Origin of the sequence: Lacinutrix sp. WUR7 (genome assembly GCF_016864015.1) — a bacterium.
Taxonomy (GTDB): Bacteria; Bacteroidota; Bacteroidia; order Flavobacteriales; family Flavobacteriaceae; genus Oceanihabitans.
Genome location: NZ_CP045067.1, coordinates 2688231 through 2713888 on the forward strand (window position 1 = coordinate 2688231; position 25658 = coordinate 2713888).

Below are 25658 nucleotides of genomic sequence, written 5' to 3' on the forward strand. Positions count from 1 at the left end.
TTCTATATTAAAGATAGTTTAAAACGCTAAAAATAAATATGATAAAAGTCAGTTAAGGTTATTGTTTTAAATGAAAACTAAATAATTTCCAAAGCAAAAGCTTCACAAGTTTTTAAGGTGTCTTTTACATCTTCAAATGTCGTTCTTGGGTTTATTAAACACATACGTAAAACTACTTGTTTTTGTAAAATGGTAGTTACTAATAATGCTTCTCTAGAGTCTACCACTCTTTTAGAAATTTCTTGATTAATAGCATCTAACTGTTTTTCTGAATAATTTTTTCCTATGGGATTGTATCTAAAATTAATTACCGCTAATGTAGCTGGAGATACCACTTCCCAATTCGCGCTTTTTCGTAAATCGGCTTCTACTTCTTCGGCTAAATCAATAGAATAGGAAACCGCTTTTTTAAATGCGGAAAGTCCGAAGGTTTTCATAGACATATAAAACTTTAAAGCTCTAAAACGTCTTGTAAGTTGAATACCATGATCGTAAAAATTAATTTCTGATGGATTCCCTTCAATATCTCTTAAATACTCTGGTTTTTCGGTAAAAGTTTCACTTAACCATTTGTGATTTCTAACTAATAAACACCCCATTTCATAAGGTTGGTATAGCCATTTATGAGGATCTATGGCCAATGAATCTGCTTTTTCAATACCTTTTAATAATTGGCTTCCTTTTTTGGATAAGATAGCTGCGCCACCATAAGCACCATCAATATGAAACCAAAGTTTTTCGGTCTTACATATTTTAGCAATTTCATTTAAAGGATCTACAGTTCCTGTATTTGTTGTTCCAGCGGAAGCGATAATACAAAACGGTTGTAAACCTTCTAATCGATCTTTGGCAATGGCATTTTTAAGTTTATTAATGGCCATTTTAAATTCAATATCGGTAGGAATGATTCGTATTTGTTCTTTTTTAAAGCCTAAAACACGAATAGCTTTTATATTAGAAGAGTGTGCTTGATCGGAAAGGTAAATAATAGCTTTCGAAAAATCGTCGCCACAACGTTGTCTTCTTGCAGTTACTAAGGCTGTTAAGTTTGCCATAGAGCCACCACTGGTGAAAATTCCACCACCTTTTTTTGTCGGAAATTTAAAAAGTTTTAATAACCAGTGCATGGTTACAATTTCTAATTCTGCAGCAGCAGGAGAAGCAGCCCAACCTCCAGAAAATATATTGAATCCTGTGGCTAAAGTATCTGCCATAACACTAACAAAATTGCTTGGTCCCGGAACAAAAGAATAGGATTTTGGATGGGTAACAATACTACTATTTGGTAATACTTTTTCCGTAACAAAGTCTAATACTTCTTTGTAGTTGGTAGGGTCTTCTGGCGCTTCGGTTTTAAAAAGTAAATCCATTTCTTCTCTAGAAGCTAAAGAAACTGGTTTTTTAGAGTTTTCTGTATCAAAATGTTCTACAATAGTATCAATTACTTGATAACCATATTGTTTCATTTCTTCTTTACTTAATTGCAATTTATGCGAATTGTCCATGAAGGGCATTTTTGTGTTTTTATATGAATAGAAAGTACGCTTTACGAAAAGCCACTACTTTAGTGACAATCTATTGCACTAGATGCAACATCAACTATTGGAGCAGGCGAGAGGTAAGGAATACCTAAGCCTAGACCACGAAGAATAAATAATAATCCTATAATGACCACAAAAATAGGAATCCCTTTTTGAATACGTTGCTTCATTTTGGTATTTAAAAATTTACCTAAGTAAATAGCAGAAGTCATTAATGGGATGGTACCTAAACCAAACAGTGCCATATATAAACTTCCTTGCCATACATTTGGCATTGCTAAAGAAGCAAAAATGGCCATATATACTAAGCCACAAGGTAAGAAGCCGTTTAGAAAACCAATGGTTAAAAAGGTATCTGCAGTTTTCTTTTTTAAAGCTTTACCTAAAGAAGATTTTACTTTCGAGATAATTTTATAAATAGGTTTTGAGAAATTGTATTTATTGAAAGTTTGTACAGGAATGAGAACCACAACTATCATTAATACGCCAATGAAGATGGATAGTTGTTGTTGTAGTCCAAAGATGTAAAGACTTTTTCCAACCAAACCGAAAAATAAACCAATTAAGGAATATGCTAATAATCGACCAAAATGATACGTAAATATTTGTATTACTTTCTTAGTCGAATTACTTCTATCTACCGGTAGCATAAATGCAATAGGACCGCACATACCAACGCAGTGAAAGCTTCCTAGTAATCCAAATATTATGGCAGACCAAAGCATGTTTTTTTGTTTTAGTAAAGGACCTCTTTTTTGTAGAGATAATTTTTCCCGTTATATTGCCAGTCTACTTTAATGTTCCAACGACCATCTAACAAACGTTTGTCAGGTATGAGCAAATTGTGGTTTGATAGAGAAATAGGCATTTCAAAATCAAATTGTTTATTAGATGGTCTGTATAGGAACACTTTTCCTGTAATATTTTCTTTTTGAAGGTTTTCTGGAAATATAATAACAAGACCTTCTGCTGTTTTTTTCCAAGAGATATTTTCTACTAAGCTTTTAGCATTCGTTTCTTTATTAATCTCGTTTTGAAATTGTAATTCTTGTTTGTAATAATCTTCGACTACTAAATCATGGTCATAAGTACTATCTGTCATCATGGTGATAATGAAGTACATGATGAAGCTGATAAATGCTACAAATGCGATTACGATTCCTGTTCCCCAATTTATTTTCATATCTCAACTTCCCACGAAGGCAGGAATCTCCTTTTATTAATTAAACTTTCTTTTATTTCTGGGCATTACCTTCCGTTTTACTTCAGGTCAGGCTTTCACAACTCGCTCTTTTCAAGGAGCTCAAACAGATTGTTCAATCCTTAATGCGCTTCAGGAACCAAAAAAACTTTTTTTACTTATAACTTCTTGGTCCTAAAAAGTTTACAGTAGTGGTTTCAATCATTTCATCACCACTATACACCTCAATCATAAGTTTACTTTTGTCTCCTTTCAACTTACTTTTGTCAATTTCAATAAATAAGGTTCCTTCTGCTAAACCTTGTGCAGGAACTTCAAAATTTGCTGCTGTAGAAACCATTTTTATTTCCCCTTCTTGCTTTCTAAGTTTGAAGTTAATGTTTTCAATATCCTTCGTTGTTTTATTTACAAGTTTAAAGGTGAAAACGTTACTTATTATATTTTCTCCTTTATGCTCAAATAATTGCCCTGGAAGTCTTAAAACAGTAGCTTCTACATCGTTTCTTAAAAGTAGCATACCACATAATAAACCAGTAAGAATAGTAAGAACAGCAATGTATCCTTTCATTCTTGCAGTAATCTTGAATTTTTCTTTCTTTTCTATTTCATCTTCAGAAGCAAATCGTATTAATCCTTTTGGAAGGTCGATACTTTCCATAATATGATCACATTCATCAATACAAGCGGTACAGTTTACACATTCTAATTGCGTACCATTTCTAATATCGATTCCTGTCGGACAAACATTAACACACTGCATACAATCAATACAATCTCCATGTCCTAAAGCTTCTCTATCTTCGTTTTTTCTGAATTTTTTACGACCATTTTCTCCTTCACCACGTTTATGATCATAAGCAACTACTATCGATTTATTATCTAGTAATACACTTTGTAATCTACCATACGGACAAGCAATAATACATACTTGTTCTCTAAACCAAGCGAAAACAAAATAGAAGACAGCAGTAAAAATAATAAGTGGAAAAAGAGTACCTAAATGATCTAACGGATTACCAGTTATATATTTTATAAGTTTATCACTTCCTATTAAATAGGCTAAAAACACATTTGCAATAACAAATGATATCATTAGGAAGATAAACCATTTTAATGCACGTTTTTTAATTTTTTCGGCATTCCATTCTTGCTTATCTAGTTTACGTTGTTTGTTTCTATCCCCATCAATCCAATATTCAATGCGTCTAAAAACCATTTCCATAAAAATGGTTTGCGGGCAAATCCAACCACAAAAAACACGTCCGAAACTCACGGTAAATAAAGCGATAAACACAATACCAATGAGCATAGACATTACAAATAAGTAAAAATCTTGTGGCCAAAACGGTAAACCAAAAATATTGAAACGACGTTCTAAAATATTAAATAATAAAAACTGGTTTCCATTTATTTTTATAAAAGGAGCAGCAATAAGAAAAATAAGTAAACCATAGCTCACTATTTTTCGCTTGTTATAATATTTACCACTAGGTTTTTTGGGGTATACCCAAGCACGGCCACCTTCTTCATTGATGGTACCAATGGTGTCTCTAAAAGATTCGTTTTGCGGTGTTTCCAAAATCTATTTTATTTAGATCTATTCGATTTTAAAACCGGATAGATCATGTTCAAAATGTTTTATTCTTTTGTAGTTTCTTCCCAGATATCTCCTTCAGCAGATTTAGGTTCGGCAGGAGTGGTACCTTGAAATTGTAGTACATAACTTGCTACTTGCGCAATTTCTGCAGGTTTTAAACTTTGTTTCCAAGCAATCATTCCTTTACCATCACGTCCACCTTCGGTAACCGTTCTAAAGACATTTTTAATGCCTCCACCTAATATCCAGTTCTTGTCGGTTAGGTTAGGTCCAATTCCACCACCACCATCAGCTTTATGACAAGCAACACAGTTTTCGGTGAATATTTTTTTACCATTATTTAAGTCGGAAGCATCCGTTAATAATTCAACGGTATTAAAATCGACTAAATCTTTAGCTGTTTTTTTGTATTCTTCAATATCAATTTTTGCTTGCGCATATTCCGCATCTAATTCCATATACTGGTTTTCACCATTAAAAACATGGAATCTTACTAAATACACCACAGCAAATATTATAGAAATATAAAAACTGTAAATCCACCAAGGCGGAAGATCATTATCTAGCTCTTTAATACCATCGTAATTATGATCTAGAATAATTTCGTGTTCTTCTTGTATTGGTTTAGCACCTAATAATTTGGTGTAGGTTTTATTTACCCAAGTAACAAGTTTCGATGTTTTTACTTTTTCTGCATCATATCTAGCTTTTCCTTCTTCGTCTAAACTTTGATATAGAATATTAGCCATAGAACCTACTATAGCTTCTGTAGCAATTAATATTAGTAAAACGAGTAGTAAGAATACCATAATGATTGGTTTCTCTATAAATGCTGGCTTGGAACCAGAATCGACAAAAAATTCTACAATGCCTAAAATGATAAAAAATAGGACTGGTATCTTAAGCCAAGACGGAAATAAATTTCTCATAATTCGGATTGGTTTTGGTTATCTAATTCTAATGGTAAATTACTTACACTTTCTATATATTCTTTTTTTGCTGTAAATACCCATAAAAATAGGACTACAAAAAAACCGAAGAATATAAGTAAGGATATAATTGGATATACTTCAATTCCATCCATACTATCCATATAGTTTTTTACAAATTTTAACATAATTCTAGTTTTGAGTGGTTTCTAAATCTTTCACTTTTATATCTGTACCCAAACGTTGTAAATAAGCGATAACAGCTACAATTTCACGATTACGCATTTCTATAAATTCTGCACCTCCAGCTGCTTTATCTGCTTCGTAGGTTTCGGCAAAATCAGGATCTGCATATAGGTTTTTTTCAATTTGTGTACCTTGCTCTAACATGGCTTGCTGTGCATTATTAATTTCTTCTTCTGAATAAGGAACGCCCAAAGAAACCATTGCTTTCATTTTCTTCTCTGTAAGTGATTTGTCTAGTTCATCTCTAACAATCCATTTATACGATGGCATAATAGAACCTGAAGACGTACTTTGTGGATCATACATGTGGTTTAAGTGCCAGTTGTCTGAATATTTCCCTCCAATACGATGTAAATCTGGACCAGTTCTTTTAGATCCCCATAAGAATGGATGATCATAAACATATTCTCCTGCTTTCGAGTATTCTCCGTAACGTTCTACTTCAGATCTAAACGGACGAATCATTTGAGAGTGACATCCAACACAACCTTCACGAATGTAAATATCACGACCTTCTAATTCTAAAGGCGTGTAAGGTTTTACACTTGCAATAGTAGGTATATTCGATTTTACCATGATAGTTGGTACTATTTGTACAATACCACCAATTAAGATAGCAATAGTTGCACCAATAGTTAATTTAATAGGCTTACGTTCTAACCAAGTATGCCATCCTTCGCCAGCAGTACGTTTTTTAGAAACATGTTGTAATGCAGGAGCTTCCGCTAATTCGTCTTCTACTTTACTTCCTTGTCTTATTGTAACATAAACGTTATACACAAGAATTAACATTCCTGCAATATATAGCGTTCCACCAACAGCACGCATGTAGTACATTGGCATAATTTCGGTAACGGTTTCTAAGAAGTTACCATACATTAAAGTCCCGTCTGGATTAAACTGTTTCCACATACTTGCTTGTGTAAATCCAGCAACGTAAAGTGGTAATGCGTAAAATATAATTCCTAAAGTACCAATCCAGAAATGCAAGTTAGCAAGTCCGATAGAATATAACTTCGTTTTAAATAATCTAGGCACTAAATAATAGATCATACCAAAGGCTAAGAAACCATTCCAAGCTAAAGCACCAACGTGTACGTGCGCAATAATCCAATCGGTAAAGTGACCAATGGCATTTACATTTTTAAGGGAAAGTAAAGGCCCTTCAAAAGTTGCCATACCATAACCAGTAAGAGCAACCACCATAAATTTTAAAACAGGATCTGTACGTACTTTATCCCAAGCACCACGAAGTGTTAGTAGTCCGTTTATCATTCCTCCCCAAGAAGGCATTAATAACATTACAGAAAATGCTACACCAAGATTTTGTGCCCATTCTGGTAAAGCGGTATATAGTAAATGGTGTGGTCCAGCCCAAATATAAATAAAGATTAAAGACCAAAAGTGAATGATAGAAAGTCTATAGGAGTAAACAGGTCTATTTGCAGCTTTAGGTACAAAATAATACATCAATCCTAAGAAAGGTGTTGTTAAAAAGAATGCTACGGCATTATGTCCGTACCACCATTGCACCAATGCATCTTGAACTCCTGCATATACCGAGTAACTTTTCATAGCACTAACTGGAAGTTCTAAACTATTAAAAATGTGCAATACAGCAACCGTTACAAAAGTGGCAATGTAAAACCAAATAGCAACGTATAAATGACGTTGTCTTCTTTTAATCATGGTACCAATTAAATTGATTCCAAATACCACCCAAATTACAGCAATTAGAATATCAAAAGGCCACTCTAATTCTGCATATTCTTTAGATGTGGTGTATCCTAAAGGAAGTGTTATTGCAGCGCCAACAATCATTAATTGCCAACCCCAAAAATTAATTTTACTTAGTAAATCACTAAACATTCTCGCTTTAAGAAGACGTTGTGTAGAATAATATACACCGGCAAAAATCGCATTACCAACAAAGGCAAAGATTACTGCGTTGGTATGTAATGGTCTTAAACGACCAAAGCTTAACCACGAAATACCTTCGGTATAATTGGGGAAAATGAAAAGGAAAGCTAGCATTAAGCCGACTGTCATACCTACAACTCCCCAAAGAATGGTAGCGTAAAGGAAATTTTTAACGATCTTGTTATCGTAATAGAATTGTTCTTTTTCCATAATAAATAATTAATTAGTCTTTTTAGTTTTTATAGTTGGTTTTGGTTTCTCTTTAACAAGTTCATCTTCAAAAAGCATTCTAACAGAAGGGGTATAGCTATCATCAAATTGACCACTTTTTACCGCATAAATAAAAGCTGCAAAAAAACCGATTGCAACTATAATGCTGATAGTCAATAAAATATAAATAACACTCATACCTATTTGAAGTTATGGTTCAAAATTACATGTAAACCGTTTTTTAAAACATGATTTTTATCATGTTTAGTTATTTGTATTCATTCTAATTTCTTGCCAATTTTCTACCTAAAATATTTGTAGCAATGGTTGTAAACACTACGATACTAATGGAACTTAAAGGCATTAAAATGGCGGCAACTACTGGGGCTAATTGTCCAGTTACTGCAAAGTACAAACCTATTACGTTATATACAAATGAAAGTACAAAACTCCATTTAATAATTTGTATTGCACTTTTTGATACTTTGATATATTTGTACAGTTGATTGAATTTGGAAGCATCTAAAATAGCATCACAAGCAGGAGAGAAGACGTTTACGTTTTCCGACAATGCAATACCAACATTACTTTGTGCTAATGCTCCAGCATCATTTAAACCATCTCCAATCATGAGTACTTTTGCACCTTCGGTTTGATGGTATTTGATGTATTCTAATTTGTCATCTGGTTTCTGATTGAAAATTAACTTCGTTTTACTTGGAAGTATTTTTTTTAAATTTTCCAATTCTCCTTCATTATCCCCAGAAAGGATTACCAAATCATATTGTTTTTTTAACTTATTGAAGAGTTTCGACAACCCTTTTCTATAGCTATTATAAAAAGTATATTTTCCTTTATAAATATTGTTAGTACTAATATGAACCGCTGTATTTAAAACGGAAGCTTCTGAAGAACCCACAAAACTAGCAGAGCCAATTTTTATGTTTTCGTTATTATGGGAAGCTTCAATACCTTTACCTAAATGCTCTTCAAAATGATTTAAGGTAATGATATTGTTTTCATCTAAAATATCATAGAGCGTTCTACTTAGTGGATGATTAGAACCACGGAGCGTATTTTTTAGTAAGATGCCTTCGGAAGTAGAAAGCGTTTCCCCTTCATAGGTTGCTGTACTTTGTTTGTTGGAAGTAATCGTTCCTGTTTTGTCAAAAATAATCGTGTTTATAGCAGCTAACTGTTCTATAACCGAAGCATTTTTAACATAGAATTTTTGCTTTCCAAAGATGCGAAGTAAATTTCCGAAGGTAAAAGGAGCAGAGAGCGCAATGGCACACGGACACGCAATAATAAGTACAGCAGTAAAAACATTCATGGCTTTCGATGCATCTACAAATAACCAAAAAGTGGTTGCTATAAAAGCAATGCTTAAAACGGCAAAGGTGAACTTTTTACTTATTTTATTCGTTAAGGTTGTAAAGCCGTCTTCCTTATTTTTACTGAATACATCATTACTCCATAGTTGCGTGAGGTAACTTTGTTCTACCGATTTCAAGGCTTCCATTTCTATCACTCCAGCGGTTTGTTTTCCTCCTGCAAATAGCTTATCACCAGAATTTTTACTAACGTTTTCCGATTCTCCAGTTACAAAACTGTAATCAATTCGTGCTTTTCCGTTAATGAGAATACCATCTACAGGTATTAACTCTTCGTTTCTAATCAGTAATCGGTCTCCTTTTTTAATTTCGTAAACTTGAATTGGAGTTTCGCCTTCTTCCGAAGAAATTTTAGTTATTGCAATTGGGAAATACGATTTATAATCCCGCTCAAACGAAAGGAAGGAATATGTTTTTTGCTGAAAGAACTTTCCGAGTAATAAAAAGAAAACCAAACCCGTTAAACTATCAAAAAAACCGGATCCTAAATCGAAAATGATTTCTATAGTACTTCGAATAAATAAAACCGAAATCCCTAAAACTATTGGTACATCTATATTTAAAAGTTTAGCACGTAAACCTTTGAACGCCGAAACAAAATAATCTTGTGCTGCATAAAAAACGACAGGAAGTGAAAAGGCAAACATGAGCCAACGAAACAAGTGCTTGTATTGTTCTAACCAGAATTCACCAACTTCAAAATACTCCGGAAAGGAAAGAAACATCACATTACCAAATGCAAAACCAGCAATACCTAATTTGTAAATTAGTGTTCTGTTAATATGTTCTTTTCCTGTTTTAAAATCGTCTAAAGAAATATAGGGTTCATAGCCAATACTACTTAAAAGTATCACAATTTCTTTAAGCGATGTTTTTTCAGTATCGTAAGTAACACGAACGGTTTTCTTACCAAAATTAACTTGTGAGGTGGATATCCCTGGATTTAATTTATTTCCATTTTCTAGAATCCAAATACAAGAACTACAATGAATATGCGGAATATAGAGGGTAACAATTTGGGTGTTGCCATCGTTAAATTCGGTTAGTTTTTCAATAATATTTTCTTGGGAAAGGAAATCGTATTTACCTTGAATTTCTTTAGGAATTGCTCCAGGAGAAGACTGTAAATCATAGTAACAGGTTAAATCGTTTTCTGAGAAAATCTCATAAACGGTTTTGCAACCATTACAACAAAACGTTTTTTCGTTAAATTGAATAACGGTTGTATCACAATCATCGCCACAATGAAAGCAAGTAGACTTGTCCATATTTTTTTTGCTCATTTATACCTGTAACAAAAGTCACTAAACATGTGCTAATATACTATGATATTTGTCATGTTTTAATTAATTTCGCCAAATATTAAAAGTAGGTATGAGTAATTGTGAACAGTGTATTGTAAGACAGTTTAATGCTTTAAAAACGCTATCCAAAGACGAATTGGTACGAGTTTCTAATTGTAAAACTTCTAGAACGATTAAAAAAGGAGAAACTATTTTTGAAGAGGGAGAGATAATAAATGGTGTTTACTGTATTAAAGATGGTATTTGTAAACTATCTAAATTGAGTCCCAACGGAAGAGATCAAATAGTAAAACTTGTGGTTAAAGGCGATTTATTAGGCCAACGTTCTTTAATTGGTAATGAATCCGCAAATTTAAGCGCTGTAGCACTTAATGATATGGAGGTTTGTTTTATTCCTAAAAAGGAAATTGTTGATGATTTAAGTAAGAATCCAGAATTTTGTCATTCTATGTTAGAGCAAATGGCAAAAGATTTAAGAGAGTCTGATAATATTATAGTAAATATGGCTCAGAAATCTGTGAAACACAGAATCGCAGATATTCTCATTTATATACATGAAAGTTTTGGGATTAATGAAACCGGATTTTTAGCCATTAATTTTTCAAGAGATGACTATGCTAATTTGGTTGGTACTGCTACAGAATCTGCTATTCGGATTCTGTCTCAATTCAAAAAAGAAGGATTAATTTCTACATCAGGAAAAATGATTAAAATTGAAAATCTTCAAAAATTAAAATCTGTAGAGTAATTTTATTATAGATTTAATATTCTTCCATTAAAAAAGCAGTATTTTTATGCTGCAATGAAAAATGAAAATATACACAGAAAAGGCTTTGTATTTAAAACATACGAAGCACCTTCACAATCCCCTTTCGAGAAGCTTTTTGATATATTTAAAGAGTTAATTACACATACTTCTGGAGATTTTGACGAAGCTATAAGTTGGCTTCGCGAATTAGATAAAGAGTATGAGTTAACTACTGCCGAATATACCATAGACGACTTTATTGAAGACCTGAAAGATAAAGGGTATATACGTGAAGAAATTAAACCGGATGGTAAAAAAGGGAATGCTATTACAGCAAAAACCGAACGTGCTATTAGGCAATCTGCATTAGATCAAATATTCGGGAATATAAAACGAAGCGGTTCTGGAAATCATAAAAGTAAAGGTGCCGGAATAGGAGATGAGCATACCGGCGATTTTAGAAATTACCAGTTTGGCGATAGCTTAGATAAAGTGTCTATGACCGAAAGTTTGCGAAACGCACAAATTAATCATGGTATTGGCGATTTTAATCTAACCGAAGACGATTTGGTGGTGGAAGAGACCACGCATAAATCGCAAATGAGCACGGTATTAATGATTGATATTAGCCACTCTATGATTTTGTATGGCGAAGATAGAATTACTCCTGCCAAAAAAGTAGCAATGGCTTTAGCCGAATTAATTACCACACGCTATCCAAAAGATACCTTAGATATTTTAGTTTTTGGAAACGATGCTTGGCCTATTAAAATTAAAGATTTGCCCTATTTAAATGTTGGTCCATACCATACCAATACCGTTGCAGGATTAAAGTTGGCAATGGATTTATTACGAAGAAAACGAAATACCAACAAGCAGATTTTTATGATAACCGATGGAAAACCGAGTTGCTTGAAAATGCCTGACGGAACGTATTATAAGGACAGTAACGGATTGAATCCGTATATCACCAATAAATGCTATGCACAAGCGCAACAGGCTAGAAAATTACATATTCCTATTACCACTTTTATGATTGCGCAAGATCCGTATTTAATGCAATTTGTAGAAGAATTTACGCATGCCAATCAAGGGAAAGCATTTTATACCGGATTGAAAGGTTTAGGGGAAATGATTTTTGAAGATTACGAAACCAATAGGAAGAAAAGAATTAAAGGCTAATTAACTAACTGTTAAATAAGAAGTAGCTCTCCTCTTATTTTAAGAGGAGAATGTATTTTGAGTTTCATTAAAGAAAATCAAAAGAAAGAGGAGTTAAAAAAGAATAAAAAAAAATATGGAAATAAAAGATATAAATACTTTAGGCGAATTAAAAAACGCTGGATATAATAGCAGATCGATTAAAGACGAACTAAGAGATAATTTAATTGAAAAAATAAAGAATAAAACAACCGTTTTTGAAGGAGTGCATGGTTATGAAAATACCGTGATTCCGGAATTAGAACGTGCTATTTTATCCAGACATAATATTAACTTTTTAGGATTACGCGGACAAGCAAAAACACGTTTAGCACGTTTAATGCTGAATTTGTTAGACGAATATATTCCTGTGGTGGAAGGATCTGAAATTAATGACGATCCGTTGCAGCCAATTTCTAGGTATGCTATAGAATTGATTAAAGAAAAAGGAGAGGATACGCCAATTACTTGGATACATAGAAGTGAACGTTTTGCAGAAAAACTAGCAACTCCAGATGTAACTGTTGCAGATATTATTGGTGATGTAGATCCAATAAAAGCAGCGAATTTAAAGTTGAGTTATGCCGATGATCGTGTGATTCATTACGGAATGATACCAAGAGCAAACCGTTGTATTTTTGTGATTAATGAATTACCAGATTTACAAGCTAGAATTCAAGTGGCTTTATTTAATATTTTACAAGAAGGCGATATTCAAATTCGTGGATTCAAATTGCGTTTGCCTTTAGATATGCAGTTTATATTTACTGCAAATCCAGAAGATTATACCAACAGAGGAAGTATTGTAACCCCTTTAAAAGATAGAATTGGATCGCAAATATTAACGCATTATCCAACAGATATTGAAACTGCAAAAACCATTACACAGCAAGAAGCAAAATCGGATGCAAGACAAAAAGAAAGTATCCACGTACCAGAATTAGCAAAAGACTTGTTGGAGCAAATTGTGTTTGAAGCTAGAGAAAGTGATTTTATAGACGAAAAAAGTGGTGTTAGTGCACGATTAAGTATTACTGCTTTCGAGAATTTATTAAGTACAGCAGAATTGCGTTCGCTAAAATCAGGAGATGAAACTACAACCGTAAGATTATCCGACTTTTTAGGGATCATTCCAGCAATTACTGGTAAAGTGGAATTGGTATATGAAGGAGAACAGGAAGGAGCTGCACAAGTGGCTTATAATTTAATTGGTGAAGCAGTAAAAAGTTTGTTCCCTGAATTTTTCCCTGAGATTGAAAAACTAAGAAAACAAGAAGATGAAAGTCCGTATGACGCTATTATTTCGTGGTTTTTTAATAATTCGGAAGGATTTGAATTACTAGATAGCCTAAGAGATAAAGAATATAATAATCTACTAAACGCCGTTTCTCCTTTAGATGATTTGTTAGCAGAGCACCAACCAAAATTATCGAAACAAGAAAGTTATTTTGTGAAAGAGTTTGTGCTTTGGGCTTTGGTAGAGTTCAAGCAATTAAGTAAACATAGGTTTACTGAAGGGATTCAATTTAAAGATCCGTATGGGAGTTTTCTAAGTGGTATTTAATTTAAAAACCTTTGAAATATTAGCTTTTAAAGGTTTTTGAAACTGTCCTTTCCGTGAAAATGGGAATCTAAATAATATTGTTTACCACGTATCTCGAGATTTAATATTAGCATCGCAGCGTTTAATAATCTCTGCGATTCTTTTTTGTTTTGTAGCCTCACGTTTGGCGCTGTGCAACCAATACAAGTAATGCTTTCTGTAAGAAGGAGCGAAGTTGTTAAAATTGTCAAAAGCTTTTGGGTTTTTATTAAAAGCAATTTGTAATGCTTCCGGAATGATTCCTTTCTCCACAGTATCTAAAGCGGTCCAGCTCCCATTTTTCTTTCCTGTTTTTATAATTTCTAATCCTTTGGGATGCATTAAATCTTCCGCTAGTAAATCTTTAATATGCCTTTTGTTTAAAGCACTCCAAACACTTTTAGGGTTTCGTTTGCAAAAATATTGTCTTCGTTTTCCGTCTCCTAAACTTTTTACCGTACTATCAATCCAACCATAGCATAAAGCAACTCTAACCGCTTCTTCCCAACGCATACTTTCGTTTTTATGGTCTACTTTGTAAAAGATAAGATAGATGCCATTATCACTATCGTGATTAATGTGTAGCCATTCGCGCCATTCGTTATCCGATTTAAAATATAGTTCTGCTAATTCCATTACTATTAAAGTTTGCTAGATTTTACATAAAAATCCTCGTCTATTTGAATGTCTTTATTTTTAATCGCTGTTTTTTTCCATATACTATTAGGAAAAATCCATTGTTCTTTTTCATCGATGGTTACTTGAATTGGCATATCAAAATCGGCAACAATATTTGTCCATCTATATTTTAGTTGGTTATTTTTAATTTCATATTCTAAGGTAGGAATTCTAGTGTCTCTTAAATACTGATTGAAAAATGCGGTTAAATCTATTCCAGACTGTTCACTAATATAATTCTCTACTTGTTGTGTAGTAACCGTTTGGTGGTAAAATGTTTTGTTTAGTCCGCGTAGAATTTGTCGCCATTTTTCATCGTCTTCAATAAGCTGACGTAAGGTATGTAACATGTTTCCACCTTTACTGTACATATCACTAGAACCTTCATTGTTTACATTATAAGCACCAATTATAGGTTTATCATTTCTAATGCCTTTACGTGTTCCTATAACATATTTTGCTGAAGATTCTTTTCCGTAATAGTAGTCTAAAAACAGATTTTCAGAATAATTGGTAAAGCTTTCATGAATCCACATATCTGCAATGTCTTTATATGTAATATTATTGGCGAACCACTCGTGACCAGATTCGTGAATAATAATAAAATCAAATTTTAGTCCTTCACCAGTTCTAGACATATCACGCCCTAAATACCCTTTTTTATATTGGTTTCCATAGGTAACAGAACTTTGATGTTCCATGCCTAAATAAGGCACTTCAACTAGTTTATAACCATCTTCATAAAACGGATAAGGACCAAACCAATGCTCAAAAGCTTTCATCATTTTTGGCGCATCCTTAAAATGCTCTTTTGCTTTTTCAAGATTATCACGTAGTACGTAATAATTCATGTCTAGATCTCCTTTTTCTCCAGGATATACTTCCGAAAAATGCACATAATCTCCAATGTTTACATTTACCCCATAATTATTTATTGGGTTGGCAACATGCCAATTGGTAGTAATGGTTTCATCGTTATTCTTGACAATACTTTTAAGTCTTCCGTTAGATACATTCATTAAATCTTTTGGAATGGTAACGCTAATATCCATACTATCCACCTCGTCATACATGTGGTCTTTATTTGGCCACCAAACGCTAGCTCCTAATCCTTGGCAAGAAGTAGCTATAAAGTGTTTCCCATTATTGTCTTTTTTCCAAGAAAAACCGCCATCCCAAGGTGCACGAACTGCTTTTTTGGGAGTACCTTCATAAAAGACATCGATGCTATTTACATCGCCAATATTTTGTGGCTTTTTTAAAGTTACAAAGTGTGCATTTCCAACATGTTCTATTTCTAGTTCTTTGTCGTCTTGTGTTACTTTGGTGATTTTTAAAGGCGTTTGTAAATCTACTTGTAGGATGTTGTTTTCTTTTAAAACAGTATACTGAATGGTGTTTTTTCCACCAATAGTTTTATCCTCTGGATTTACTTTTATATCTAAATGATAGTATGTTAAATCCCACCATGCACGTTCTGGCGTGATGCTTCCTCTTAGAGTATCTTGTTTTGTGAAATTGTTTTTGGATTTAAATAGGCCATCTTTTTTTTGAGAGAAACAAGAAGTGGCTATAAAACAAGTGATTATAATGAATAGATTTTTCATGCGTTTAATTTTGCTCTAAAATAATCAAAATAAAAAAAGCCACTTCAATTTGAAGTGGCTTTTCTCTAATTAGTCTTTAATAATTAGAAGCAGTATTTATTTTCTGCTTTTACTTTTTCAGCAATCTCGATACGTAAATCTACGATGTCTGGATAGTTCGCGTATTTTGTAAAACGTTTAAGTCCCATTAGCATCATACGTTGTTCGTCTCCTTCAGCAAAAGAAATAATACTTTCTTTTCCTTTTTCTTCCACGATATCTACAGCGTGATATAAATATAATTTCGCCATAGCGATTTGAGCAGATTGCTCTTTTTCGCTAGTACGTTTCACATTTTTCTCTGTTCTTAAAATTGCAGATTCTGCCATATAGATTTCAATTAAGATATCTGCAGCTGCAATTAATAATTGTTGGTGATCTTCTAATTGAGGACCATATTTTTGAACCGCTCCACCAGCAACCATTAAGAAAGTCTTTTTCAACTTCTGAATCATTTCTTTTTCTTCTGAAAATAACTCTGAGTAATCTGGAGTTTCAAAAGAAGGTATTCCCATTAGTTCTTCTTGTACTTTAGAAGCAGGACCTAATAAGTCTACATGACCTTTCATAGCCTTTTTTACTAGCATACCAACAGCTAACATTCTGTTAATTTCGTTAGTACCTTCGTAAATACGTGCGATTCTAGCATCTCTCCAAGCCGACTCCATTGGAGTTTCTTCAGAGAATCCCATTCCGCCAAAAATTTGGATACCTTCATCGGCTGCATTTTGTACATCTTCCGATACGGCAACTTTTAAGATAGAACATTCAATAGCGTATTCTTCAACACCTTTAAGTTCTGCTTCTTGATGTGTATTTCCGGCAGCTTCACGCATCGCGATTCTGTCTTCAATATTTTTAGCAGCTCTATAGGTTGCAGATTCACCAGCATAAGCACTAGCAGCCATTTCCGCTAATTTGGTTTTAATAGCACCAAAGTCTGAAATTCTTGTTTTGAATTGTTTACGTTCGTTCGCATAATTTACAGCGATAGATAGTACTCTACGTTGTGAATCTAAACAAGCTGCTGCTAATTTAATACGTCCGACGTTAAGTGCGTTCATTGCGATTTTAAATCCTTCGCCACGACCAGCTAACATATTTTCAACAGGAACTACAGTATCGTTAAAGAAAACTTGACGTGTAGAAGAAGCACGAATACCTAATTTATGTTCTTCTTCACCTAAAGTAATTCCGTTTGGATTTTTACCATCATATTCCACGATGAAACCAGTAATGTTTTTATCATTTTCAATACGAGCAAAAACAATCATCAAACTACAGAAACCTGCGTTTGAAATCCACATTTTTTGTCCGTTGATTTTATATGATTTACCATCTGCAGATAGTTCCGCAGTTGTTTTACCCGAATTCGCATCAGATCCAGCACCAGGTTCTGTTAAGCAATATGCTCCAAACCATTCACCGGAAGCTAATTTTGGTACGTATTTTTGTTTTTGCTCTTCGGTTCCATATAAAGTAATTGGCATAGTACCAATTCCTGTATGCGCACCAAAAGCAGTACTAAAAGAACCAGTTCCACTTGAAATATAATCACAAGTTAAAACTGTTGAAACAAATCCCATTCCCATTCCGCCATAAGCTTCAGGAACAGCTACACTTAAAAATCCCATATCTCCAGCTTTACGCATAACTTCTTCTGTTAATGCATAATCTTTAGCTTCAAAACGAGCTTTATAAGGAATGATTTCACGATCATTAAATTCCATTACGGACTCTTTCATCATTGTTTGCTCTTCTGAAAAATCTTCAGGAGTAAACACGTCTTCGCATTTTGTTTCTTTTACTAAGAATTGACCTCCACGTAGGATATCTTTTTCTAAATCTGCCATTTTATAGTATTGTATTAAGTTCTTTTATTAGTTTAAAAATTCAAATATTCCGCAAGCACCTTGACCTGTACCCACACACATGGTTACTGCACCATATTTACCTTTCATGTCACGCTTACGCATTTCATCAAAAAGTTGTACTGATAGTTTTGCTCCAGTACATCCTAAAGGGTGTCCAAGTGCAATAGCACCACCATTTACGTTAATAATAGCTGGATTAAGATCTAATTCTCTAATTACTGCTAAAGATTGAGAAGCAAAAGCTTCGTTTAACTCAATTAAAGATAAATCGTCTTGTTTTAATCCTGCTTGTTTTAATGCTTTCGGAATTGCTTTTACTGGTCCGATTCCCATGATACGAGGTTCCACACCTGCAGCAGCATAGTTTACCATTCTTGCAATTGGTTCTAAACCTAGCTCTTTTACCATATCTTCACTCATAACCATTACAAAAGCAGCTCCATCACTCATTTGTGACGAGTTACCAGCAGTAACACTTCCTCCAGCAGCAAATACCGCTCTAAGTTTAGATAACCCTTCTATGCTAGTTCCAGCACGTGGTCCTTCATCCTTAGTTACTGTATATGTTTTTATTGCTTTTTTTCCGTTAGCATCAATATAAGTTTGTTCCACTTCAATAGGTACAATTTGATCTTGAAAACGATTTTCAGCTTGCGCTTTTAGGGCTTTCATTTGTGAATTGTACGCAAATTCATCTTGGTCTGCTCGCGACACGTTGAATTGTTTTGCAACAGCTTCAGCCGTATTTCCCATTCCCCAATAATAATCTTCGTGACCAGCTTTTACGATATCATAGTTCAATTCTGGTTTAAAACCTGTCATTGGTACACTACTCATGCTTTCTGCTCCTCCAGCAATAATACAATCTGCCATTCCGGCTTGTATTTTTGCAGTTGCCATAGCAATAGTTTCTACTCCAGAAGAGCAAAAACGGTTAACAGTTACACCAGGAACATCTACGATATCTAATCCCATTAAAGAGATTAAACGTGCCATATTTAATCCTTGAGAACCTTCTGGCATTGCGTTACCCACAATAACATCGTCAATACGCTTTGGATCTAAATCGGGCAATTCTTTCATCATGTATTTGATGGTTTCTGCTGCCAATTCATCTGTTCTTTTAAAACGGAACACGCCTTTTGGTGCTTTACCAACTGCTGTTCTATATGCTTTTACTATATATGCTGTTTTCATTTTTCTTAGTTTCTTAAAGGTTTACCTTTGGTTAACATGTGCTGAATACGTTCTAAAGTTTTACGTTCTGTACATAAACTTAAGAAAGCTTCACGCTCTAAATCCAATAAATATTGTTCTGTTACACGTGTTGGTTCCGATAAATCTCCACCAGCCATAACATAAGCCAATTTATTCGCAATTTTCATATCATGTTCTGAAATGTAATGACTGTCTTCCATAGCATCTGTTCCTACTAAAAACATACCTAGTGCTTGTTTACCAAGAACTAAAACGTCATTTCTTTTTACAGGTTGTGTATAACCAGCATCCGCCATTAATACAGCATGTTGTTTTGCAACTGCTATTTGACGATCTTTGTTAACTACAACAATATCTTTTCCTTTTTGTAAAAGGTTAGCATCGAAAGCTTCGTAAGCAGAAGTGGATACTTTTGCCATGGCGATAGTTAAGAAATGCTCTTGTAACACGTTTAATTGTACATCCCCTTTATGGAAAAGGTCTTGTGCTCTTAAAGCCATTTCCTTAGAACCTCCACCACCAGGAATCACACCAACACCAAACTCTACAAGTCCCATGTACGTTTCTGCTGCTGCAACTACTTTATCTGCATGTAACGATAACTCACAACCACCACCTAAAGCCATGCCGTGAGGCGCAGAGATAGTTGGGATAGAAGAATAACGCATACGCATCATAGAATCTTGGAAGTATTTAATAGCCATGTTAAGCTCATCATATTCTTGCTCAGCAGCCATCATGAAAATCATTCCAATGTTTGCACCAACAGAGAAGTTTGCAGCTTGGTTACCAACAACTAAACCAGCAAAGTCTTTTTCGGCTAAATCAATAGCTTTATTTAATCCAGCTAAAACGTCTCCACCAATCGTGTTCATTTTAGATTGGAATTCTAAATTCAGGATTCCGTCTCCTAAATCTTCAACAACAACACCAGAATTTTTAAAGACTTCGGTTGTTTTTCGGATATTATCTAAGATTATAAAGGAATCTTGACCAGGAATTTTAGTTTGTTTTTTAGAAGGAATATCATAGAAATATGAAGCACCATCTTTTACTGTATAAAAGGAAGTGTTACCAGAGGCAACCATATCATTAACCCAAGCAGCAGGTTCTAAACCTTCCGCTTTCATTAATTCGATTCCTTTTTCAACTCCAATAGCATCCCAAATTTGGAAAGGACCTTGTTCCCAACCAAAACCAGCTTTCATTGCATCATCAATCTTGTAAAGCTCATCTGAAATTTCAGGAATACGATTAGATACATAAGCAAATAATGCAGTGAAGCTTTTTCTATAAAACTCACCAGCTTTATCTTTTCCTTTTACTAATACTTTAAAACGGTCTACGACTTTATCAATCGTTTTCGTTAATTCTAAAGTTGCAAATTTTGCGCGTTTTGCAGGACGATATTCTAGCGTGTTCAAGTCTAGAGATAAAATTTCTTTTTTCCCTTCCGCTGAAACTGTTTTTTTATAAAAACCTTGTCCTGTTTTACTTCCTAACCATTTGTTTTCCATCATAGTGTTGATGAAATCTGGTAATTTAAATAACTCTAAACGTTCGTCATTCGGACAGTTTTCTCTAATTCCGTTTGCCACGTGAACTAAAGTATCTAATCCAACAACATCTACGGTACGGAAGGTTGCCGATTTTGGACGACCAATTACTGGTCCAGATAATTTATCTACTTCTTCAATAGTTAAATCTAAATCTTTAACAGCATGAAATAAACTTTGTATGCTGAAGATACCAACTCTGTTTCCAATGAAAGCAGGAGTATCTTTAGCAACAACCGAAGTTTTACCTAAGAATTTTTCGCCATAGTCATTTAAAAACTCAAGAACAGACGCTTCTGTTTTTGGTCCAGGAATTATTTCGAATAATTTTAAGTAACGTGCTGGGTTAAAGAAGTGTGTTCCGCAGAAATGCTTTTGGAAATCTTCACTACGACCTTCACTCATAAAGTGAATAGGAATACCAGACGTATTCGATGTAATTAAAGTTCCTGGCTTACGGTACTTTTCTAAGTTTTCGAACACCATTTTTTTGATGTCTAGTCTTTCCACTACAACTTCCATAATCCAATCTACATCTGCAACTTTAGCAATATCGTCTTCTAAGTTTCCTGTCGTAATTCGACTTGCAAAAGATTGACTATAAATAGGAGAGGGTTTAGATTTTAAAGATGCCGTTAAAGCATCATTTACTAATCTGTTTCTTACGACTTTGTCTTCTAAGGTTAAACCTTTAGCTTTTTCTTTGTCGTTTAGTTCTCTAGGAACAATGTCTAATAGTAATACGTCTACACCAATATTGGCGAAGTGACACGCGATACCAGATCCCATAATTCCGGAACCAATAATCGCAACTTTTTTAATTCTACGTTTGCTCATGTTATTTTAAGGTATGTTCTTTTTTGTTGTATATTTTTTTGTTAGAAATCATATTATTAATAATCTCTGCTACTTTATAAAAACTAGCTAATTCTTCTGAAGCTACGTTTGCTTTTATAGTTTCATTGAAGGTTAGTACTTTTTCTTTGGAGTAGTTTCTTTTTTCTCTACCAAATTCAGTTAGAAAAATTAGAACCCCACGACCATCTTCTGGGTTTGGTTTACGTTCTATTAAGCCTCTTTCTTCCATATTTTTTAGGGTACGCGATAAGCTTGTTGCTTCCATACCCATTTTGGGACCTAGAGATGTTGAAGGTGTTCCGTGTTCTGGATCTATACTTAATAATGCAAAACCAGTAGCCATAGTACTTTCAAACTTAGAAGCTTCTTCATTATACATTTTGGTTACAGCTAACCATGTGGTTCTTAGCACATAATCTATTGTTGCATCTTTCATTTAGAAATTTTATATTCCCAAATATACAAAAATATACTATGCGTGCATAATAAATTTGAAAAATATTGTGTAGAAAATAAAAAGCTCCTAGTTATAGGAGCTTTTTATTATTTATCTGTAAATTTTATCGTAAAGATCTTGATGCATGTTTTTAATAACTTCTCTTTTCATTTTCATGGTAGGAGTTAAGTGTCCCGAATCTATAGTCCAAACTTCAGGTGTAAGTTCAAAACGTTTAATTTGTTCCCATTTTCCAAAATGTAAGTTGTATTTATCTATTTCTTCCTGAATGCGATCAATTACCACTTGTGAAGTTGCAATTTCAGCATCCGATGTACCAATATCCAATTTTTTGTGACTTATCCAATCTCTAATGAAATCAAAATTAGGTTGTATGATTGCTCCCGGCATTTTTTCTCCTTCACCAACGACCATGATTTGTTCTATGAAAAGGGATTGTTTCATTTCGTTCTCTAAAAGTGGCGGAATAACATATTTACCACCAGAGGTTTTAAACATTTCCTTTTTACGACCTGTAATTTTTAAAAAGCCATCGGCATCAATTTCTCCTTTATCTCCAGTATGAAAAAAGTCGCCAGTCATAACACTTGCTGTTTTTTCTGGATCTTTATAATAGCCCATCATAACATTTGGACCTTTTATGAGCACTTCTCCATCTTCGGCAATTTTTACTTCTACATTTTTGATTGGTTTACCTACAGTGCCGACTCTAAAATGATGGTTGGCATACATTTCTACTGATACAACAGGAGAAGTTTCTGTTAGGCCGTAGCCTTGCATTACTTGCATTCCTGCAGCAGAAAATACTCTTGTTAATCTAGTTTGTAAAGCGGCACTACCAGAAACCATGGTGTGTAATTCACCTCCAAGTGCTTCTCGCCATTTGCTAAAAATCAATTTGTTAGCAATTTTTAATTTAAACTCGTACCATGCGCCATTTGCTCCATAAGGTTCCCACTGTTCACCTAAACGAACAGCCCAAAAGAAAAGTGCTTTTTTTATACCAGATAAATCTTCAGCTTTTGCTATAATTTTATCATACACTTTTTCTAATAATCGCGGTACAACACTCATTAAGTTTGGCTTGATTTCTTTAGCATTTTCGCCAATTTTATCTATGCCTTCCGCAAAGTATATGGTTGCTCCTGCATATTGATATAGGTAAATTAATACACGCTCAAACACATGACAAATAGGTAAAAAGCTCAGGATTCTATTTTCTTCCGAATTTATAAAAGGCAGGCGATCAGAGGCATCCAAAGCGTTGCTCGTAATGTTATTATGAGAGAGCATAACTCCTTTTGGTTTTCCTGTGGTACCTGAAGTGTATATAATGGTTGCTAAATCTGAAGGAAGCACGGCGTCTTTACGGGCTTGTACTTCTTTTTGATTGCTTTCATCTTTACCTAATTCGAATAATTCGGAATAGTGTTTACATCCTTCTATATGATTAAAAGAATATACTTCTTTTACCTGGGTGTTTGCTTGTACCTTGCGTACTTTTTCTAATACTTGTGCGTCAGAGACAAAACAGTATGTAGCCTCACTATGGTTTAATACATACTCATAGTCTTCGGCAGAAATAGTTGGGTAAATTGGAATGTTTTGTGCACCTGTTTGAAGGATACCAATATCCATAATATTCCATTCCGTTCTATTGGTGGAAGAAATAAGTGCTATTTTATCATTTTTTTGAATCCCCATTTTTAACAAAGCCCTACTAATAGCGTTAGCTTTATCTAAATATTCTTTAGTAGAGGTTTTAATCCATTCTCCATCTTTTTTAGTTACTAAAGCAGCATCTAAATTATATTTCTCAAGTTGGTAATATGGAAAATCAAAAAGTCTGGTGATCTCTGTCATTTTTTATTTGTAATTTGAAGATACGCAAAGTATGAAATTAAAAATCAATTTCAAATTACAAAATCAAAAAGGAACCATAAAAATTATAGTTCCTTTAAAAAATCACTGATTAAATAGACGATTATTTATCATTCATAATAAAAAATTATAGAATCCCTAAATAACTAACTAAACTGATAATAGAATGATTCGCTTATTCCATATAAAAGTAGGGTATAGGTGATTAAAAGCATTGTAAATTAACGTAAACTTTAATTTTTCAGTATTTTTTTTATTAAAACATTGTCTTTTTTGAAAAAGGAAGTCGGAGATTCATTCATGAATAATTTAAAATCTTTATTAAAATGAGAGGAATCATAATAGTTATACATATATATAAGATCTTTTATATCTATCTCATTGTTTTCGTACTTTTTTAAAAGTTTAATAAATCTGAAAGATCGTATATATTTTCCAGGAGTAATACCAACAATTTTTTTGAATTGTGTTTCTAATGTTTTTTGAGATATTTTAGTTTCCAATAATATTTTATCGATGTTAATTAGTCCTTCACTATCCTGTATTAAATCAATTGCTTTATCTATAAGTATAGTATTCTGGTTGATGGTTAGAGGAGATTCGTTTAATAATTTTTCTAAATCACTAACTGCCTTTTGTGGCGTTTGATAATTTTGAAATATTACATCTAATTTTTCAGAAAACGGGATGCTAATATCTTGTAGCGGAATATGTTTATTTTTTATTTTATTGACATCTATATTTAAAAGTTTATGAAGTGCCGTTGGATGGAAAGTACAGCCGAAGGATGAGCCAACTTCAGTAGAGATAAATGTATAAGATTGATAAAATATACCACTTAAAGTTAATTTATTTAATGGCATTTCTTTGTTTTTTACTATTGCTTTTTGACCAGGAGTAAAAATATAAGTTATAGCAGTATTACCACTAGGAATAATTCTGGATTGAAAAGGTATGATGCTTTTTTTTATTAAAAGTTCATAGTATTCCTCCACTAAAGGATTAGTGTTTTCGTTTTTAAAATATGTTAATTGCATTAATAGTGATTATGAACAACTTAATTAATATATATATATATATATATATATATATATATATTTATAGCGAAAATTTTAATTTTTAGGGTTGTTCAAATATTATGGTAAGTGGATAAAAACATTGTTATGCTCTAAAGCATTTTAGGAAATGTTAAGATACAAAATTAGTTATAATTGATTAGATGCACTTGTAAAATATCGTAATAGTAGTTCTTTTACTACATGTAAACATGCTTTTTTCTCCATTCACCTTTAAACAATTATAAATGTTTCTAGCAAAAGCAAAACTTCTTTTTTATGGTTTTAGTTCTTTAAACAATGGTATGGAATATTAAAATGAGAAATAAATGACATATGGTATTAGTTTTCGTTAAGCGGAAGGTTAAATATAGCGTAGTTATGAGAAATTTAATCTCCTAAAATAGTCCTTTCAAGTACGTATAATATTATCATATTATTGTTTCGTTTTCTAGCGGAAGCAAAAGCTGTTTCGGGTGCAATAGAATCTTTTTATATTTTCATTATTAAGTAATTAATAGGAAAGCTAAAACAGCAATATTATGTACTTTTGTAGTGTTTTA

General features: G+C 33.3%; 20 protein-coding genes. 3 read left to right on the top strand and 17 right to left on the bottom strand.

Going from position 1 to position 25658, the window contains the following annotated elements:
• Positions 1-77: 77 nt before the first annotated feature.
• The 9 genes from FG167_RS11780 to FG167_RS11820 form a co-directional block, all read right to left on the bottom strand.
• Positions 78-1505 (bottom strand): aspartate aminotransferase family protein, encoded by a 1428-nt coding sequence (locus FG167_RS11780; protein WP_203458448.1) that lies wholly within the window; start codon positions 1503-1505, stop codon positions 78-80.
• Between the two features lie 59 nt (positions 1506-1564).
• Positions 1565-2266 carry a sulfite exporter TauE/SafE family protein gene (locus FG167_RS11785; RefSeq protein ID WP_203458449.1) on the bottom strand — a complete coding sequence of 234 codons (702 nt, stop codon included), beginning with the start codon at positions 2264-2266 and terminating at the stop codon, positions 1565-1567.
• Positions 2267-2277: 11 nt separating this feature from the next.
• A complete protein-coding gene (locus FG167_RS11790; RefSeq protein WP_203458450.1) occupies positions 2278-2724 on the bottom strand; it encodes a FixH family protein in 447 nt (148 codons plus the stop codon).
• 172 nt (positions 2725-2896) lie between these two features.
• Positions 2897-4321: a cytochrome c oxidase accessory protein CcoG gene (ccoG, locus tag FG167_RS11795; RefSeq protein ID WP_203458451.1), complete on the bottom strand. Its 1425-nt coding sequence runs from the start codon at positions 4319-4321 to the stop codon at positions 2897-2899.
• A gap of 59 nt (positions 4322-4380) precedes the next feature.
• Positions 4381-5268 (bottom strand): cbb3-type cytochrome c oxidase N-terminal domain-containing protein, encoded by an 888-nt coding sequence (locus FG167_RS11800; RefSeq protein ID WP_203458452.1) that lies wholly within the window; start codon positions 5266-5268, stop codon positions 4381-4383.
• Positions 5265-5456: a CcoQ/FixQ family Cbb3-type cytochrome c oxidase assembly chaperone gene (locus FG167_RS11805; RefSeq protein ID WP_203458453.1), complete on the bottom strand. Its 192-nt coding sequence runs from the start codon at positions 5454-5456 to the stop codon at positions 5265-5267. The genes FG167_RS11800 and FG167_RS11805 overlap by 4 nt, the downstream gene beginning before the upstream one ends.
• 4 nt (positions 5457-5460) lie before the next feature.
• Positions 5461-7644 carry a cytochrome-c oxidase, cbb3-type subunit I gene (gene ccoN, locus FG167_RS11810; protein ID WP_203458454.1) on the bottom strand — a complete coding sequence of 728 codons (2184 nt, stop codon included), beginning with the start codon at positions 7642-7644 and terminating at the stop codon, positions 5461-5463.
• Positions 7645-7653: 9 nt separating this feature from the next.
• Positions 7654-7842, bottom strand: a complete 189-nt coding sequence (ccoS, locus tag FG167_RS11815; RefSeq protein ID WP_055442379.1) for a cbb3-type cytochrome oxidase assembly protein CcoS — start codon at positions 7840-7842, stop codon at positions 7654-7656.
• A gap of 85 nt (positions 7843-7927) precedes the next feature.
• Positions 7928-10306 (bottom strand): heavy metal translocating P-type ATPase metal-binding domain-containing protein, encoded by a 2379-nt coding sequence (locus FG167_RS11820; protein WP_203458455.1) that lies wholly within the window; start codon positions 10304-10306, stop codon positions 7928-7930.
• A gap of 106 nt (positions 10307-10412) precedes the next feature.
• On the opposite strand from FG167_RS11820, the gene FG167_RS11825 reads away from it, so the two are divergent.
• The 3 genes from FG167_RS11825 to FG167_RS11835 all read left to right on the top strand — a co-directional run bounded on the left by FG167_RS11825 (position 10413) and on the right by FG167_RS11835 (position 13854).
• Positions 10413-11090, top strand: a complete 678-nt coding sequence (locus FG167_RS11825) for a Crp/Fnr family transcriptional regulator (RefSeq protein ID WP_203458456.1) — start codon at positions 10413-10415, stop codon at positions 11088-11090.
• Between the two features lie 54 nt (positions 11091-11144).
• A complete protein-coding gene (locus FG167_RS11830) occupies positions 11145-12272 on the top strand; it encodes a VWA domain-containing protein (RefSeq protein ID WP_203458457.1) in 1128 nt (375 codons plus the stop codon).
• Positions 12273-12387: 115 nt separating this feature from the next.
• A complete protein-coding gene (locus tag FG167_RS11835; RefSeq protein ID WP_203458458.1) occupies positions 12388-13854 on the top strand; it encodes a sigma 54-interacting transcriptional regulator in 1467 nt (488 codons plus the stop codon).
• 81 nt (positions 13855-13935) lie between these two features.
• Here the strand turns inward: FG167_RS11835 and FG167_RS11840 are convergent, their stop codons facing one another.
• The 8 genes from FG167_RS11840 to FG167_RS11875 all read right to left on the bottom strand — a co-directional run bounded on the left by FG167_RS11840 (position 13936) and on the right by FG167_RS11875 (position 25077).
• Positions 13936-14508, bottom strand: coding sequence for a YdeI family protein (locus tag FG167_RS11840; protein WP_203458459.1), 573 nt, complete (start codon positions 14506-14508; stop codon positions 13936-13938).
• Between the two features lie 5 nt (positions 14509-14513).
• A complete protein-coding gene (locus FG167_RS11845) occupies positions 14514-16157 on the bottom strand; it encodes a M1 family metallopeptidase (protein ID WP_203458460.1) in 1644 nt (547 codons plus the stop codon).
• Positions 16158-16240: 83 nt separating this feature from the next.
• Positions 16241-18049 (bottom strand): acyl-CoA dehydrogenase family protein, encoded by a 1809-nt coding sequence (locus FG167_RS11850; RefSeq protein WP_203458461.1) that lies wholly within the window; start codon positions 18047-18049, stop codon positions 16241-16243.
• Positions 18050-18076: 27 nt separating this feature from the next.
• A complete protein-coding gene (locus FG167_RS11855; protein WP_203458462.1) occupies positions 18077-19267 on the bottom strand; it encodes an acetyl-CoA C-acyltransferase in 1191 nt (396 codons plus the stop codon).
• A 5-nt stretch (positions 19268-19272) separates the two neighbouring features.
• Complete coding sequence (locus FG167_RS11860) at positions 19273-21681, bottom strand: 3-hydroxyacyl-CoA dehydrogenase/enoyl-CoA hydratase family protein (protein ID WP_203458463.1); 2409 nt, start codon at positions 21679-21681, stop codon at positions 19273-19275.
• 1 nt (position 21682) lies between these two features.
• Positions 21683-22138 carry a MarR family winged helix-turn-helix transcriptional regulator gene (locus tag FG167_RS11865; RefSeq protein ID WP_203458464.1) on the bottom strand — a complete coding sequence of 152 codons (456 nt, stop codon included), beginning with the start codon at positions 22136-22138 and terminating at the stop codon, positions 21683-21685.
• 111 nt (positions 22139-22249) lie between these two features.
• Positions 22250-24022 carry a long-chain fatty acid--CoA ligase gene (locus FG167_RS11870; RefSeq protein ID WP_203458465.1) on the bottom strand — a complete coding sequence of 591 codons (1773 nt, stop codon included), beginning with the start codon at positions 24020-24022 and terminating at the stop codon, positions 22250-22252.
• A 251-nt stretch (positions 24023-24273) separates the two neighbouring features.
• On the bottom strand, positions 24274-25077 hold the full coding sequence (locus FG167_RS11875; RefSeq protein ID WP_203458466.1) for a helix-turn-helix domain-containing protein: 804 nt from the start codon (positions 25075-25077) through the stop codon (positions 24274-24276).
• Positions 25078-25658 lie beyond the last annotated feature (581 nt).

Coding starts and splice junctions, on each gene's coding strand:
- FG167_RS11790 (WP_203458450.1), bottom strand. CDS start 2,724: ATGAAAATAAATTGGGGAACAGGAATCGTAATCGCATTTGTAGCATTT.
- FG167_RS11820 (WP_203458455.1), bottom strand. CDS start 10,306: ATGGACAAGTCTACTTGCTTTCATTGTGGCGATGATTGTGATACAACC.
- FG167_RS11825 (WP_203458456.1), top strand. CDS start 10,413: ATGAGTAATTGTGAACAGTGTATTGTAAGACAGTTTAATGCTTTAAAA.
- FG167_RS11870 (WP_203458465.1), bottom strand. CDS start 24,022: ATGACAGAGATCACCAGACTTTTTGATTTTCCATATTACCAACTTGAG.
- FG167_RS11830 (WP_203458457.1), top strand. CDS start 11,145: ATGAAAAATGAAAATATACACAGAAAAGGCTTTGTATTTAAAACATAC.
- ccoS (WP_055442379.1), bottom strand. CDS start 7,842: ATGAGTGTTATTTATATTTTATTGACTATCAGCATTATAGTTGCAATC.
- FG167_RS11805 (WP_203458453.1), bottom strand. CDS start 5,456: ATGTTAAAATTTGTAAAAAACTATATGGATAGTATGGATGGAATTGAA.
- FG167_RS11840 (WP_203458459.1), bottom strand. CDS start 14,508: ATGGAATTAGCAGAACTATATTTTAAATCGGATAACGAATGGCGCGAA.
- FG167_RS11780 (WP_203458448.1), bottom strand. CDS start 1,505: ATGGACAATTCGCATAAATTGCAATTAAGTAAAGAAGAAATGAAACAA.
- FG167_RS11850 (WP_203458461.1), bottom strand. CDS start 18,049: ATGGCAGATTTAGAAAAAGATATCCTACGTGGAGGTCAATTCTTAGTA.
- FG167_RS11845 (WP_203458460.1), bottom strand. CDS start 16,157: ATGAAAAATCTATTCATTATAATCACTTGTTTTATAGCCACTTCTTGT.
- FG167_RS11860 (WP_203458463.1), bottom strand. CDS start 21,681: ATGAGCAAACGTAGAATTAAAAAAGTTGCGATTATTGGTTCCGGAATT.
- FG167_RS11800 (WP_203458452.1), bottom strand. CDS start 5,268: ATGAGAAATTTATTTCCGTCTTGGCTTAAGATACCAGTCCTATTTTTT.
- FG167_RS11865 (WP_203458464.1), bottom strand. CDS start 22,138: ATGAAAGATGCAACAATAGATTATGTGCTAAGAACCACATGGTTAGCT.
- ccoN (WP_203458454.1), bottom strand. CDS start 7,644: ATGGAAAAAGAACAATTCTATTACGATAACAAGATCGTTAAAAATTTC.
- FG167_RS11785 (WP_203458449.1), bottom strand. CDS start 2,266: ATGCTTTGGTCTGCCATAATATTTGGATTACTAGGAAGCTTTCACTGC.
- FG167_RS11855 (WP_203458462.1), bottom strand. CDS start 19,267: ATGAAAACAGCATATATAGTAAAAGCATATAGAACAGCAGTTGGTAAA.
- FG167_RS11835 (WP_203458458.1), top strand. CDS start 12,388: ATGGAAATAAAAGATATAAATACTTTAGGCGAATTAAAAAACGCTGGA.
- FG167_RS11875 (WP_203458466.1), bottom strand. CDS start 25,077: ATGCAATTAACATATTTTAAAAACGAAAACACTAATCCTTTAGTGGAG.